General features: G+C 58.9%; 12 protein-coding genes and 2 pseudogenes. 10 read left to right on the forward strand and 4 right to left on the reverse strand.

The genetic code is table 11. The features are described 5' to 3' along the window. Positions 1-50: 50 nt before the first annotated feature. From H7C19_RS08335 to H7C19_RS08345, 3 genes are read right to left on the reverse strand one after another with little or no spacing between them, the layout of a single operon-like run. Positions 51-1,316 carry an NAD(P)/FAD-dependent oxidoreductase gene (locus H7C19_RS08335; RefSeq protein WP_221469111.1) on the reverse strand — a complete coding sequence of 422 codons (1,266 nt, stop codon included), beginning with the start codon at positions 1,314-1,316 and terminating at the stop codon, positions 51-53. 13 nt (positions 1,317-1,329) lie between these two features. Beyond that, the gene (locus H7C19_RS08340) at positions 1,330-1,650 is read right to left on the reverse strand and encodes a MocE family 2Fe-2S type ferredoxin (RefSeq protein WP_185142187.1); all 321 of its coding nucleotides are present in this window, start codon (positions 1,648-1,650) and stop codon (positions 1,330-1,332) included. Positions 1,651-1,661: 11 nt separating this feature from the next. After that, complete coding sequence (locus H7C19_RS08345) at positions 1,662-2,777, reverse strand: fatty acid desaturase family protein (protein WP_313731488.1); 1,116 nt, start codon at positions 2,775-2,777, stop codon at positions 1,662-1,664. A 390-nt stretch (positions 2,778-3,167) separates the two neighbouring features. Between H7C19_RS08345 and H7C19_RS35860 the strand changes: the two are divergent. From H7C19_RS35860 to H7C19_RS08370, 6 genes and pseudogenes are all read left to right on the forward strand, one after another. Continuing rightward, a pseudogene (locus H7C19_RS35860) lies at positions 3,168-3,488 on the forward strand (response regulator); the annotation flags it as partial. Between the two features lie 366 nt (positions 3,489-3,854). Further along, positions 3,855-4,247: pseudogene (locus tag H7C19_RS35865) on the forward strand (helix-turn-helix transcriptional regulator); the annotation flags it as partial. Further along, the gene (locus H7C19_RS08355; RefSeq protein ID WP_185142190.1) at positions 4,225-5,976 is read left to right on the forward strand and encodes a sensor histidine kinase; all 1,752 of its coding nucleotides are present in this window, start codon (positions 4,225-4,227) and stop codon (positions 5,974-5,976) included. The pseudogene H7C19_RS35865 and the gene H7C19_RS08355, both read left to right, overlap by 23 nt. 96 nt (positions 5,977-6,072) lie before the next feature. Further along, positions 6,073-7,743: an ABC transporter substrate-binding protein gene (locus H7C19_RS08360; protein WP_246469374.1), complete on the forward strand. Its 1,671-nt coding sequence runs from the start codon at positions 6,073-6,075 to the stop codon at positions 7,741-7,743. 8 nt (positions 7,744-7,751) lie between these two features. Then, positions 7,752-8,741: an ABC transporter permease gene (locus tag H7C19_RS08365; protein WP_185142191.1), complete on the forward strand. Its 990-nt coding sequence runs from the start codon at positions 7,752-7,754 to the stop codon at positions 8,739-8,741. Between the two features lie 11 nt (positions 8,742-8,752). Beyond that, positions 8,753-9,667 carry a carbohydrate ABC transporter permease gene (locus H7C19_RS08370; RefSeq protein ID WP_185142192.1) on the forward strand — a complete coding sequence of 305 codons (915 nt, stop codon included), beginning with the start codon at positions 8,753-8,755 and terminating at the stop codon, positions 9,665-9,667. Positions 9,668-9,780: 113 nt separating this feature from the next. On the opposite strand, the gene H7C19_RS08375 is transcribed toward H7C19_RS08370, so the two are convergent. After that, positions 9,781-10,596, reverse strand: a complete 816-nt coding sequence (locus tag H7C19_RS08375) for an AraC family transcriptional regulator (RefSeq protein WP_185142193.1) — start codon at positions 10,594-10,596, stop codon at positions 9,781-9,783. 150 nt (positions 10,597-10,746) lie between these two features. Between H7C19_RS08375 and H7C19_RS08380 the strand changes: the two genes are divergently transcribed. The 4 genes from H7C19_RS08380 (at position 10,747) to H7C19_RS08395 (ending at position 14,410) form a co-directional block, all read left to right on the forward strand. After that, entirely contained in the window at positions 10,747-11,490 is a 744-nt protein-coding gene (locus H7C19_RS08380) for a phytanoyl-CoA dioxygenase family protein (RefSeq protein WP_185142194.1), read from the forward strand. Between the two features lie 326 nt (positions 11,491-11,816). Next, positions 11,817-12,272 (forward strand): putative iron-sulfur cluster-binding metallochaperone, encoded by a 456-nt coding sequence (locus H7C19_RS08385; RefSeq protein WP_185142195.1) that lies wholly within the window; start codon positions 11,817-11,819, stop codon positions 12,270-12,272. 180 nt (positions 12,273-12,452) lie between these two features. After that, on the forward strand, positions 12,453-13,304 hold the full coding sequence (locus H7C19_RS08390) for a helix-turn-helix domain-containing protein (protein WP_185142196.1): 852 nt from the start codon (positions 12,453-12,455) through the stop codon (positions 13,302-13,304). A gap of 260 nt (positions 13,305-13,564) precedes the next feature. Further along, positions 13,565-14,410 carry a DUF6923 family protein gene (locus H7C19_RS08395; RefSeq protein WP_185142197.1) on the forward strand — a complete coding sequence of 282 codons (846 nt, stop codon included), beginning with the start codon at positions 13,565-13,567 and terminating at the stop codon, positions 14,408-14,410. Positions 14,411-14,434 lie beyond the last annotated feature (24 nt).

Raw genomic sequence — 14,434 nt, forward strand, 5'->3', positions numbered from 1 at the left:
CCGGACGGGCGATGCGAGATTCCGATGAACGTCGATGCCGAAGCCGTTCGTCAAAGCCGGGGCGTTTCACGCGTTTCGTTTTTGAGCAGCGATCTTAAAGAGAGCTCCGGATTGGAGAGTGCTAGAGGGTCGGGGACGGCACGCCGTTCGATCAGCATCTCCGCGAGCCGAATCTCCTTGGCTACGGCCGGATGGCCGATGCCGCTCGCCGCGACGAGCCGGCCGTCGCCCGCGAGATGGAAGAATAGACTTCCCTTCTCCCCGAGGCTGCGGCGTACCGTTGTCGTCCCGGCATCCGGCAAGCCCGCGACCTGCAGCGTCAGATCGTACTGATCCGACCAGAACCATGGGACGGAGCCGTAGGCTTCTCCGGCGCCAAGCATGCTGCCCGCGACGTGCGCGCCTTGATCCTGCGCGTTGCGCCAAGCTTCAAGCCGCAGCCTCTTCCCGTCATAGAGCGGATGAGGGAACGAGCAGCAATCTCCCGCCGCGAAGATGTCGGGGTCCGACGTCGCCAGTCTCTCGTCCGTGCAGATGCCGTTGTCTAAGGCGAGACCGGCATCGGCGGCCAGCTCCGTCGCCGGCATGGCGCCGATGCCGGCGACGACCGCGTCGCAGGTCAGGACCTCGCCGTCCGTCAGGCGGACGCGGAACCCGCCGCCCTCCCGCGTCATACCGCCAATGCCGGCGCCCAGCTTGAACGATACGCCCGCGGCCCGATGGCGGGCATCGACGACGGCGGCGAGCGCTTCCGGCACGCCCCGCATTAGAATGCGCGGGCCCGCTTCGATGACGGCGACTTCGCAGCCGAGCTCCCTGGCGCTGGCGGCGACCTCGAGACCGATGAAGCCGCCTCCGACGATCGCGATCCGCCGTCCGGGCCGCAGCCGCCCGCGAAGCGTCAGCGCATCGGCGAACGAGCGCAGATACAGCACGCCCGCGCCGTCCGACGCCAGCCGCTCGGATGGCAAGCGGCGGGGGCGCGCACCCGTCGCGAGCAGCAGCCGTTCATATCGCAGCAAGGTTCCGTCCTCCAGCCGCACGGCATGCTCGTCCCGTTCAATGGCGATCGCTCTGCGCTCCTTCATGAACCGAATATTCAGGGCCTCCAGCCGCTCGCGGCCCTGGATGAAGGCGGGCTCTGGATCGCCAGCCTCCAGGAGGGCGCGTTTGGACAGGGGAGGGCGCTCGTAGGGCGCCAACGCTTCTTCGCCGACCAGGGTGATGTTCCCCGTCCATCCCCGGTCGCGCAGCTCCCCCGCCGCGCGGGCGCCCGTCTCCCCCGCTCCGATGATCAACATGCCGCATTCCGTCAACGCAACCGCCTCCTCAATCGATTTTGATCCAGATCGTTCCCGCGTCGTTCTTGACCGGATAGGTTCGAAGCGCGACGCATACCGGAGCGCGCTTGGCTTCGCCGGTCGCATAGTCGAATCTGCCGTTATGCTTCGGACATTCGATCTGACGGCCGATGACGAGCCCGTCGGCCAGATGGAACCTCTCGTGCGTGCAGTAGCCGTCGGTCGCGTAGTATTGATCGTCCGCCGAACGGTACAAAGCGAACGTCCGGTCCCCGTGATCGAACCGGATCACGTCCTCTTCCTCGATCTCCTCGGCCTCGCATGCCGCGATCCATTGTTCGTTCGCCATGGTCTGGCACCTCATTTCGCAAGTGATTCGTTCGTTTGCCGCGCTTGAGCGGCGCCCGTCTCCTCGGCCGGCCCATACCGGTAAGGGCGAGCCGTCTCGGGCAGCGGACGCACGATGGTGTACGTCGGGTCCTTGCGCTGCCGCGCGAGCGCTTGGAATACCTCCCGAAGCGCGGCGGCCAGGCTCGGCGATGGCGCGGGACAGTCGTGCCTGATCTCCTCGTGCAGCTTCGGAAGCGCATGGTACGGCACCATCGGGAACATGTGGTGCTCGGTGTGATAATTCATGTTCCAATACAGAAACCGCAAGATCGGATTCATATAAGTCGTACGGGTGTTCAGGCGGTGATCCAGCACGTCCTCGTACAATCCCAAGTGCTGCGACATGCCGGTCAACAGCACGAGAAAGCTGCCGTAGAACGAAGGCAGGACGATGAACAGGGCCGGCAGAACCGTTCCCCCATAGAGACAGGCGATAACGACGGCGGCGAATATCAGGACGTACACTCGCGATTCCCAGCAGGTCTTCGGAATCTCCGACGCCGGGATGTATTCGCGCTCCTCCGCGTCGAGCTTGCCGAAGCAGTGAAGAAGCATGCGCTTCAAGTCGCGGGGGCCGCCGTACAGCTTGAACGACTCCATCAGGATGACGCGCCATACGGGCGGACGCGGCGCGACGATCTCCGGATCGCGGCCGACGATGATCGTATCCGTGTGGTGCCTGGCATGGCTCCATCGCCATGGCGTAGCCGGCCTCAGAATCATGAACGACGCGATCTGATAGACCGCTTCGTTCATCCACGGCGTCTTGAACGCCGTTCCGTGGCCGCATTCGTGCCAACGGGAATCGGCAGGCGAGGCATACAATACGCCGTAAACCGCGAAGGCCGGAATCGCCCACCAGGTTCCCCAGGACAAGTACGCAGCGTATCCGGCCGCCGCCAGCGCGCCGAACCAGAGGAGCGTGTCGCGTATGGCCGGGCCGTCCTTTCTTTTCATCAGTTGTTTCAATTTCGGCCGGGGGACCGGACAGACGTACCATTCGGCAGCGGCCAGCCCCTTCTGCCGCGCCAGGGCATTCTCCGGTCCGGTCAAGCGATAGTCTCTCTTGCGGGTAGCGGTCGGCACCATTTTCTCCTCCTCGGGCGGGATCGTTCAAGAGGAGCGTACACAATCCGAATACACCGCACAATGCGCGAGATTGACGCGTTTTTGTCTGTGATTGATATGGGAATTTACAAGAAAAACGTTTTGTTGAGGGGGAAATGCTCTGAATCGTTGCCCTGACTAGGTTTGCATGCGGATTAAGCCAGATTGGCGGAATGGTGGATCGTGTCCGTTGGAGATTAATGTATACCGCGGGAAAAAGGTAAATTGTCGAATTCCCTTCGATTGCGTATAGTGGCTTCACTCCGAGGAAACGGAAACGGAAACGGAATCTAGCGGAGGCCGACCGCTTGCGGCCATGGCGGAACGTTCGCGAGAAAAGGGGAGGGCGCCGTGTACAAAGTGCTATTGGTGGACGATGAAGTCTATGTCCGAACGGGGCTGCGAAGGTTGATCCCCTGGAAGGAGATCGGCTATGAAATCTGCGGCGAAGCGGGTAACGGAGCGGCTGCCATGGAGATGATCTTGACGCATCGGCCCGACCTCGTCATTACGGATATCCGCATGCCGGTGCTGGATGGACTGGAACTGATTCGCCGTTCGGCGGAAGCTGGCCGGCCATCCGTCGCGTTCCTGATCATGAGCGGCCACGAGGACTTCAAATATGCCCAAATGGCCGTGCGTTACGGCGTGAGCGACTATCTGCTCAAGCCGGTCGACGAAGACGAGCTTCAAGCCGCGCTGCGGAAGCTGACGAACCACTGGCGCGCGCGCGAGTCGAAAGGGATCCGATCCATGGCGGCGGGCAGCGCGGCGTCCGTGGTGGCGGAACGGATGGAGGAGAACGACCGGGAAGCGATCCGCCAAGCGGTCGAACGTCTGGCCGACGAACTCGATGCCCGGCATGCCTCGGAAGAAACGATCCGACGGACGGTCGGACTTCTCGTGTCTGCCGTCGCCGCTACGATCGAAGGCATGGACGGCAGCGTGAAGTCGCTGCGTACGCTGGACCGGCTGGAGGGCGGACTGCATCTCCCGCGCGCAACGGAAAGCTGGAAGCCGGGGCTGCTGGACTTCGCGCTCGAAGGCGCGGCGCTGATCGACCGGCTGCGGAGAGAGCGGCTGCACGGCGGCATTCACCGGATCAAGGCCCATATCGAACGGCATTACCGGGAAGAAGTCAGCTTGAAGCGCATTGCCGCGCATTTTTATATGAACCCCGTCTACGTCGGGCAGCTATTCCGAAAGACGTACGGCGTCTACTTCAACGAATTCGTGCTCGGTCTGCGCGTCCGCGAGGCGAAGAGACTGCTTCGCTTGACGGAGCTGCGCGTGTACGAGGTTGCCGAACGGGTCGGCTTCGGCCGAACGGACTATTTCATCACGCAGTTCGAGAAGCTGGAAGGGATGACGCCTGCGGAATACCGCGGCCGGCTGCTCCGCCGGCAAGGCACGGCCGGAGGCGCCCATGACAAGACCGAGCTTGAATAACGTCAGGCTGCGGAACAAGCTGCTGCTGCTTTATTTCCTGTCCGTTTTCTTCCCGATCGTGGTCACGAACGCGCTGTTCTACAGCGTGACGGCCCACAACGTCCGAAGCCAGAAGGAACGGGACATGCATCTGGCGCTGGACCGTGTTCAGGCGGCGTTCCGTTCCCGGATCGAGGACGCCGTCGGCATTTCTTCCGTGTTCTATATGGACGGTTCGATGAACGACGCGCTGGATACGGACTATGCGGCGACGGTTGATTATTTGGAAGTGTACGAGGACTACTTGCGTCCGAATCTCCGTAAATATGCGCCGGTATACCGTTCGATCCAGGAATTGACCCTCTACACCGACAATCCGACCGTGCTCGGAGCGGGGGGCGTCGATCGGATCACCGATCCGGTCCGGCGCGAGGAATGGTACGAGAGAGCGATGGCCGCTCCGTCCGGGGTCCCCGCGCTCGTCCATTCCCGAACGCCGGCGGGCAGCGCCTTCAGCATCGTCCGCAGGCTGAACGTCTTCGACGGCCCCGCAAGCTATGTCAAGATTCTCAAAATCGACCTATCCCCGGATATGGTTCGTCAGACGCTCGACAACCGGGGAATGCCAAGCGAGCTGTACCTGGTAAGCCCGTCCGGCGTCGTCGAATACGCGACCGATTCAACCGCCGTCGGCCGTCACGGTTACGATTCCGCGATCCTCCCCAAAGGCGCGCTTGCGGTAGAGAAACGTTACGACAACGTCGGCTGCTTAAGCGGATGGACCGTCGCGGGTCTCGTCCCGGAAGCCGAGATGCTGTCCGAGGTGCGCAAGTCACGGGTTTTTGTCGTCTATCTGGCCTGCGCGAACCTGCTGCTGCCGACGTTCGTCATCGCTTGGATCTCCAAGTCGCTGCACGACAGGCTCCTGCGCATCGTCAAGCAGATCAAAAAAGTCAAAAACCGGAACTTCGAGCCGATCCCGCTAGCCGAATGCGCGGACGAAATCGGGCAGCTCGCAACCGAATTCAATCGGATGACCCGGCAGATCAAGACGCTGATCGACGACGTCTACTTGGCGGATATCCAGAAGAAGGACCTGGAGCTGCAGCGCAGGCGGGCGCAGCTTCACGCGCTCCAGAGCCAGATCAACCCCCACTTTCTGTTCAACACCTTGGAGACGCTGCGGATGCGCAGCCTAATCAAGGGAGAGGAAGAAACGGCCAGAATCATCGGCCGGCTCTCCAAGATTTTCCGGCGATCGCTGTCTTGGGGCAGCGACTGGATCCCGGTCCGACAGGAGCTGGAGTTGATCGAATCGTTTCTGGACATTCAGAAGTACCGGTTCGGGGACAAACTCGCCTATCGGATACAGGTCGGCGAGGGGGCGGAGAGCTATCGTATCCCGAAAATGATATTGCTGCCCTTCGTGGAGAACGCAAGCATACACGGCATCGAGTCGATCGAAGCCCAGGGCCTGATCGAGCTTGAGCTTGCGGCCTCAGGCGGCGAGCTTACGTTCCTGTTGCGGGACAACGGGAAGGGGATGGACGCGCGCAAGCTGGGAGAACTGCTGTCGGACAAGCGGCCGGAAGAAGGAGCCGAAGAGCGCGTCGGCATTCGCAACGTGGCCGCGAGACTGCATCTCTATTACGGCAAGGAAGCCAGTCTTCAGATCGAGAGCGAGCCGGGCATAGGCACGACCGTCCTGCTTCGGCTTCCGCATCCGCATCCGATAAACTTTCCCCAATAAAAGCTAAAGTTTGTGGGCTGATTTCCGCAGGGAGGATTGTTTATGATGTTTTTTGTAAGTGCTTTCATCCAACGCGAAAAGGGGATCTGTCCGGCAATGAAAATCAGAACCAGGAGTTACATGCCGTTTGCCATGGCCCTTGTCCTTGCCTCGCTGCTGGCCGGCTGCGCAAAAGACGGCGGCGACTCTGCGCCGGCATCCGATTCGGCGCAAGCGGAAGCGAGCAAGCCCGTCACGTTCACGTATTTCAACGCGGCGGTAGCAGGCAAGGACGGCAACACGAACGAGACGGTGCTGGGCAAGCTGCTGGAAGAGCAGACCGGCGTCAACTTCAAGATCGAGCATCTGGTCGGCGATCTGAACACGAAGCTGGGCGTCATGGTCGCGAGCGGCGAGTATCCCGACGTCGTCGTGCCGGACAGCGGGATCGACAAGATGCTGGACGCCAAAGCGTTCATCCCGTTGAACGACCTGATCGACCGCTATGCGCCCAACCTCAAGAAGCTGTACGCGCCTTATTGGGATCAGATGCCCTCGGAGGACGGCAACATTTACATCATTCCTTTTGCGGCAAGTCATGGCTTCGTTCCCGACATGTACCAGCCGGGCGCATTCTACATTCAGCGAGGCGTGCTCAAGGAGTTCGGATATCCGAAGGTGAAGACGCTGGACGAATACTTCGACTTGATCAAGCGTTACAAAGAGAAGCACCCGCAGATCAACGGCGGCGATACGATCGGCTTCGAGACGCTCACGGACGACTGGCGCTTCTTCACGTTGACGAATCCGGCGCCGAACCTGAACGGTCTCCCCAATGAGGGCGAGGTGTACGTCGACAAGGACACGCATCTGGCGTATGCGACCGGAGACAAGCCATTCATGAAGCGCTGGATCCGGAAGCTGAACGAAGTCAACAGCCAGGGATTGCTGGATAAAGAATCGCTGGTCGCCAAGTACGACCAATACATCGCCAAGCTGTCTACCGGACGCGTGCTCGGATTTTTCGATTACGGTTGGCAGATCATCCCCGCCATGCAGAATCTGGCGCAAGCCGGCAACGACGACCGACAGTTCATCGGCTTCCCGCTTGTCTTCGACCAAGGGACGAAGGACCAATACCTGGATCCGCCGACCTTTGCGACGAACCGCGGCATCGGCATCACGACCAGCGCGAAGGATCCGGTCCGGATCATCCAGTATTTCGACAACATGGTTAAGGAAGAAAACCAGAAGCTGCTGTTCTGGGGCGAGAAGGGCAAGACGTACGAAGTCGGAGAGAACGGCCGCTTCTTCCGTACGGAAGCGCAAATCAAGCAGGCGGCTTCTCCCGAATTCCTGCAATCTTACGGATTCGCATATTACAGCTACTACTGGCCGATGGGAGCGGGACTGTATGAGGACGGCAACGCCTACTTCCCGGACCGCCAGCCCGAGGTCGTGGAGCAAAGCTATACCGAAGGGGATAAGACGATACTCGAAGCTTACGGACTGAAAGTATTTACCGATGTCTACAGCCCCCCGGAGACGCGCAAATGGTACCCGGTCTGGTCCGCGAACAAGCAGCAAGGATCGCCGGAGCAAGTTTTCGAACAGAAGAAAACGGATCTTCAAAGGAAGGCCTTTCCAAGGCTGATCCTCGCCTCGCCCGACCAATTCGACGCCATGTGGGACGAATACGTTGCCGCCTTCAACAAGCTTAACGTTAAATCCTATGAGAATTGGGCGAACGGCGTCGTGCAGGATCGGTTGGACGGCAAGAAAAGATAATGAAATGAATGAACGAACCGGACAGCGGAGGGCGAAGGGAGCTTCGGCCTTCCCCGGTTCGGCGGGGAGGCAGAGCGTTGGCGAGAAAAACGCGATGGGGCAAACTTCTGGAACAGAGAACGCTGCTGCTGATGTCCGTGCCGTTCGTCTTGTGGCTGATCGTGTTCCGCTACGTCCCGTTATGGGGCTGGCTGATCGCGTTTCAACACTATCGGCCGGGGAAGCGTTTGTTGCAACAAGAATGGGTCGGTTTTGATCATTTTAAGTTTTTGTTCCAGGATGAATCGTTCTATCTGGTGATGCGCAATACGCTGGCGATGAGTCTCATCAATCTGACGCTCGGCTTCGCGACCGCCATCATGCTGGCGATCATGCTGAACGAGCTGCGCAGCGCCTTCTTCAAGAGAACGGTGCAAACGATCAGCTATTTGCCGCATTTCATCTCGTGGGTCGTCGCTTCCAGCATGATCGTTAACGCGCTCTCCACCGATACGTCCGGCATCGTCAACGGGCTGCTTCTAAAGGTCGGCCTCATCCGCGAGCCGATCTTGTGGCTGGCCGAAGGCAAATACTTCTGGGGCATATTGGGGATCTCCGAAGTGTGGAAAAACCTCGGGTGGAACACGATCATCTACTTGGCCGCGATCACGACGATCGATCCGGCCCAGTACGAAGCCGCGGAGATCGACGGAGCGAACCGCTGGCAGCGCATGCTGTACGTCACGTTGCCCGGACTCAAGCCGGTCATCGTCATTCTGCTGATTCTGAACCTCGGCAATCTGCTGGAGTCGGGATTCGAGCCCCAATACCTGCTCGGCAACGGCCTTACCGCCGACTATTCCGAAAATCTGGATCTATTCGTCCTAAAGTACGGCATCGCCATGGGCAACTTCTCGTTCGCGACGGCCGCCGGCATGTTCAAGACGGTCATCAGCGTCGTATTGCTGTTCGGCGCTAACCATATCGCCAGAAAGCTCGGCCAGCCCAGACTGTTCTAGGGGGAACCTCTATGAAAACTTCGGCCCGATATCGTACGACGGGCGACCGGCTGTTCGATATGTTCAACGTCGTCTGCATGCTCATGCTGATGGCCGTCACGTTGTACCCGTTCCTGAACATGCTTGCGATCTCCTTGAACGACGCGATGGACGCCTCCAGGGGCGGCATCTTTCTCAAGCCGAGAATTTTCACTTGGTACAATTATGAATACACGCTGCGCGAAGCTGCCATCTATCATTCGATGCTCATCTCCGTGCTGCGAACGCTCGTCGGTACCGTAGTGACGGTGTTCTGCTCGGCCATGGTCGCCTACACCGTGAGCAGGCCGGAGTTCGTCCTGCGCAAGCTGGTGAACGTGTCGTTCATCTTGACGATGTATTTCAGCGGAGGGCTGATCCCCACGTACTTGCTGCACAAAGAGCTGCATCTGATCGGCAGCTTCTGGGTCTATATCGTCCCGGGCATCGTGGGCGCATTTAACGTGGTCATCATCCGCTCGTTCATCGAAGGCGTTCCGGAAGGGATTGTCGAATCGGCAAAGATCGACGGCGCGGGCGATTTCGGCACGTTCATGCGCATCGTGCTGCCGCTCTGCTTGCCGGTTCTGGCGACCGTCTCGCTATTCGTGGCCGTCTGGCAGTGGAATTCCTGGTTTGACGTATTTCTCTACAACTCTTCCCATATAAAGCTGAGCACGCTCCAGTACGAGTTGATGAAAATCTTGCAAAGCTCAGGCGCGGCCATGACGCAGAAGACGGCGGGAGACGCGTTCGCCAATGCGCGCGGGCAAGCGCTCAACCAAGTGACGCCGGCGTCCATCCGGGCGACGATGACGATCATCGCCAGCGTGCCGATTATTGTCGTGTATCCGTTTCTGCAGAAGTATTTCGTGAAAGGGATGACGCTCGGAGGCGTCAAGGGATAAAGAGAAACGGAGGAAAGAACGGCTTCCGGGACGGTTCGCGCCCGGGGGCCGTTCTGCGCGCGATTCGAACTTGGTTCGGCTGTAATTCGGATGCGGCATTGGGGACGTATGCATTAAGATTTGCGCATCCCGCTCCACGATAAGCGGCGGATGTCGGAGGCGGTTCGTCCCGTCTCCTGCTTGACCATGCGGGCGAAATGGTGCGACGTCTTGAAGCCGCAGCGCTGGGCGATCTCGGTCACGTTAAGACCGGTGCTGATCAGGAGCTCCACTGCCCTATCGATCCGATATCTCCACAGATAGGCGATCGGGGTCGTCTGCTCGTGCTGCCGGAACAGGCGGACGAGATGTTCGGAGGACAGTCCCGCGACGGCCGCCAAGTCCGATAAAGACAAATCTTCCATATATCGCTCCCGGATGCGGGTCAGCACTTCGTAGACGGCGGGATGCTTCTCTCGCTGGAGGAGCGCTGTGCGGGATTCGGTCGGATACAGATGGAGCGCGGCGAGACCGAGGCAGGCGACGACGGGATCCTCGAACGAAGAGAACCGCTGCACGTTCAGCATCAGGTCGAGCAGCCGGTTCATCTCCTCCGAGAGCGGCAGACATTCCGGCAGCTCGTCCAACGCGAGACGCGCGGCGGCGTCCATCTCGCGCAGATGAACGGCGATCCAGCGATGCCAAGTTTGCTCGGTCTTCGAGAAGGCGAACGTCTCCTCTCGCCCGGGCTTCAGCATCACCACGTGGCCCGGCGACACGTTCAGCCATCTGCCGTCTATAGAGACGTCCATCCGGCCGGTATACAGCATAACCAGCTGGATGTCCTGCTGGATACGGGGACCGAGGCGGCCGCCGGGCGGATAGACGATGGAGCCGGCGACGGCATGCTCGATGTCGCCGATCGAGAGAAGGGGCGGTTGGGAATCCATAAGGTGCCTCCATAGATCGTATTCGCGTGTGTTCGATCAATTATATCAATTTCATGTACATATTCGCAAACGGTAGCCATTGTTCGAATAGCGGCAGCGAGTTATTCTTGGGACAGCAAGAAGATATGCAAAAAAGGGAGAGATGTTGAGGTGAACGTTGCTTTTACGCCGCCAATTGCTCCGCTAACGGAGGAGCAGGTTGATTTTTTTCGGGAGCAGGGGTACTTCCTCTTCAAGAAGGGCATGAGCGAAGATTTGATCGATGCCTTTAACAGACACATCTTTGATATTCGTGACCAGACGGAGGTGCCGGATTGGGCGGCCTGCGAGCCCGCCAAGAAATACGCGCTCCGGTTGTTTAACCCGCATAAGCACGACAGCTTCTCGCGGCAGCTCATGAGGCATGCCGTCGTGCGGGGGGCGCTAAACCAGTTGATGGGGCGGGAAGCAGCTTGCGTGCAGAGCATGTACTTCTACAAGGAACCGGGCTCTCCAGGTCAAGCCTCTCATCAGGACTATTACTATATCAAGAACGATCCGATGACGATGATCGCCGCCTGGACGGCGATGGAGGAGCGCATCGACGAGGAGAACGGCTGTCTCTGGGTCATGCCCGGCACGCATCATTGGGGCCTCCTCCCCCACGGCGCCGTCAAAAACCTGGAGGAGCACGAAAGCTGGACGGAGGAAACCGAGGGCGTGGATACGAGCCGCCAAATTCCGGTCGTCATGGAGAAGGGCGACATCTTATTCTTCAGCGAACTGCTGATCCATTCCTCGAACAAAAACCGGAGCCAAGACCGCTGGAGACGATCGTACGTGTGCCATTACATTCGGGAGGATTCGAACGTCATGCATCGGGAAGATCTCAGGCAAAAGTATATGCTCTACTGAAGTCTTCTTGTATGCGGCGGAGACTGAACAGCTCTGCGCGAAGCCCAAGCATCCTCGGATGCTTGGGCTTGCGCTGTATGCCGCAATAGGCGTCCATGTTAAAGTCCGTTCGCGCTCTCGCTCTTGCCCTGAAAAAGCTCAGCGAAGTTTCCACAAAATGAAATCGGAACTTGTAATGTTTGATGAAAATAAAGTTGTAGACTGAAAAGTAAAGTCTTAGACTAAGAAAATAAAGTTGTAGACTACAGGGGGCAAGATATGTGGGAAGAGTTAAACAAACGTATTCTCACCCCATAAGCTCATTCATGGTAAGGAGTTGGTTTACAATGGATTGCTGTACGCCATCCAATAATGTAGGAGTTTCAAAATCGGAGTGCCCTTCCTGCGGTAACAAGGGCAAGAACGTGCAGCTCATAACGCTTAAGTCCCTGCTTAAAGCTTTAGCTTTAGAAACCATAAAACCCGATAACTCGTACGAATTTTGTTCGAACTCTGCTTGCACTACCGTTTACTTTAATGGAAACCATTCACAAACATTTGCCGAGGACGACCTTAAGGTGCCTGTGTACCAAAAGAACCCGAGCATGGATGTACCTGTGTGTTATTGTTTCGATTGGACGAGAGAACGCCTCATGAAAGCGGCAGGAACCGCCCAACAACCGGCTGACCAAATTAAAGCACATGTTCAGGCGGGCCGTTGTGGGTGCGAGGTAAACAACCCGCAAGGGGCTTGCTGCTTAGGGAACGTGAATGCTTTTGCGCGCGATCTCAACAAAGGTTAATCCTCCTATTCGAAGCAGCATGCGGATGGTGTCGCTTTCGCAGGTATAGCCCTCATTCAGGAGATGATCAAAATGTTATCGCGGTTTATCCTTTTAATACCTATTTAACAGCTTGTTGATATCGGATTGACGCACGGCTGGTATCCTGGAGGCAAGGACCTATCTCTAGGAGGGATACTGATGCAGCAATCCGGCGAAGCGTACGCCGTGTCGCACCCCGTCCTCGCCAGCGATTCGCTCGGCTGGGATCGAATACGGATGTCGCAATGGTACAGCCCTCAACAAGCGTTCGTCACTTCCGGCTCCGAGGCCTCCAAACATCTCGTTTGCATCCACTGCACCTCCTACTACGAGAATTACTACACGATCCACGTCATCCCTTCCCACGAAGCGGTTCTATGCCCCTGGGAGAGAGCCTCCCTTTATTTCCTGAAGATCGAGATCGAGCCCGCTTTGGCGGACGAGCTGGCCTGCGCGTCCGGCGGGGGGCCTGTCCGGCTGACCAGGCAGTACCATGTGCGCGATCCGAAGCTCCTTCAGTTAGGACTATGGATGTTCGAGGAGTTGCGGGGCGGCGGCGCCAAAGGAACCGTCTATGCCGAGTCGCTGGTCCGCATGCTCGTCCTCCATCTGCTCCACCATTACGCGGCTCCCGGCGAGGGCGATGCCGGCGGCGCCACGGGCGCGGGGAGCCGCGAGATCGATCAATCGATTCAATACATGCGCGCGAATCTGGAGCGGGATATCTCCCTCGTCGAGCTGGCCGGAGCCGCCAACTTGAGCTTGTCCCACTTCATCCGGCTCTTCAAGCAGCAGACGGGATATCCGCCTCATCATTTTCTGATCCGGCTCCGGATCGAGCGCTCGAAGCTGCTCATCCGGTCGGGCCAAGCGGGATTGAAGGAGATCGCCGTCCAGATCGGCTTCGCCGATCAAGGGCACTTCACCCGATCGTTCAAGCGAATCACCGGACTCACGCCCATGCAGTACGCTTCGGGGATATCCGGCGACCGCCGCTCCGGGACCCGCTAACGTCATCTCCTACACCTACCCAAGGCCCGGCGACAGAAGCTTGAGCGGTTCCGCAAGCGAACGCCGCGGGCTTTTTTTCATGGGCGAGAAAGACCTTTCTCGTCTTGACGGCTGCCTGATCCTTTTGTCCGATTGGCATTTTTGTTCAACGATAGGCGCATTTTGTTCAATAGGCGGGTGGGGGGCGGACGATAGGATGAGAGTAGAGCCGGGCCATCGGCCGGGCCATTCATTCCATCATCCGATAGGAGGAGAAAAGCTTGAAATGGGGTAAAGTATCGGGTTTGCTGCTCGCCGGGATGCTAACGTTCGGTTCGATGTCGTACGCGGAGTCCGGAACGCCATCTTCCGCAGCCGCATCGTCCGCCGCGCTGGCCGCGTGGCAGGAGGTCTCGGTTCAAACCTTCTCGCTCTTGGACGCATTCGAGCGGGGACAAGGCGTAACGACGGACGGGACGGCATGGATCTTCAACTCGACGCTCGGTCTACTTCGTACGGCGCTGGACGGCCAGACCGTACTCGTCCGGAACGCGGCTGCCATTCCGCTCGCGATCGCGCTCAAAGGCGGGGATCATATCGGCGACGTGTCCTACTACGACGGCAAAATCTACGCGCCGATCGAAGACGGCAAAAACTATCAGCATCCCTACATCGCGATCTATGACGCCAAGACGCTGAAGTATACGGGCAAATCCTACGAGCTTCCGCTCAGCCTGCACCCGGGCGGCGTGCCGTGGGTCGCCGTCGACGCGGCCCGCGGCCAAGTGTACACGGCTGCCTGGAGCAACGCGACCGTCCTGAACGTCTTCAGCTTGAGCGACATGCATCTGATCAAGACGGTGCCGCTCACCCAAAGCGTCGACCGGATCCAGGGAGCGGAGATGTATAACGGCCTGCTCTACGCCTCTTCGGACAACGATACGCAGACGGTCTATTCGATCGATCCGGATACGGGCGCGGTCGCCACGGCGTTCGACCGCAACCTTCCGAGCGGAACGGAGGCGCAGGGCATCGCGGTGCTCCCGACCGCGGACGGCGCGATCCTGCACATTCTCGACGTCGGCACGTCGCGGGTCACGATCAACTTCAGAGGGTACGCGCAATAACGAAATAGAGCTTACGGGGAGAGA

The sequence above is a fragment of the Cohnella nanjingensis genome, assembly GCF_014212125.1.
GTDB lineage: Bacteria > Bacillota > Bacilli > Paenibacillales > Paenibacillaceae > Cohnella > Cohnella nanjingensis.

What these genes read in the sequence shown, in the direction of transcription:
- H7C19_RS08340 (WP_185142187.1), bottom strand. Translation starts at nt 1,650, where the DNA reads ATGGCGAACGAACAATGGATCGCGGCATGCGAGGCCGAGGAGATCGAG.
- H7C19_RS08355 (WP_185142190.1), top strand. Translation starts at nt 4,225, where the DNA reads ATGACAAGACCGAGCTTGAATAACGTCAGGCTGCGGAACAAGCTGCTG.
- H7C19_RS08360 (WP_246469374.1), top strand. Translation starts at nt 6,073, where the DNA reads ATGAAAATCAGAACCAGGAGTTACATGCCGTTTGCCATGGCCCTTGTC.
- H7C19_RS08365 (WP_185142191.1), top strand. Translation starts at nt 7,752, where the DNA reads ATGAACGAACCGGACAGCGGAGGGCGAAGGGAGCTTCGGCCTTCCCCG.
- H7C19_RS08370 (WP_185142192.1), top strand. Translation starts at nt 8,753, where the DNA reads ATGAAAACTTCGGCCCGATATCGTACGACGGGCGACCGGCTGTTCGAT.
- H7C19_RS08375 (WP_185142193.1), bottom strand. Translation starts at nt 10,596, where the DNA reads ATGGATTCCCAACCGCCCCTTCTCTCGATCGGCGACATCGAGCATGCC.
- H7C19_RS08385 (WP_185142195.1), top strand. Translation starts at nt 11,817, where the DNA reads ATGGATTGCTGTACGCCATCCAATAATGTAGGAGTTTCAAAATCGGAG.
- H7C19_RS08390 (WP_185142196.1), top strand. Translation starts at nt 12,453, where the DNA reads ATGCAGCAATCCGGCGAAGCGTACGCCGTGTCGCACCCCGTCCTCGCC.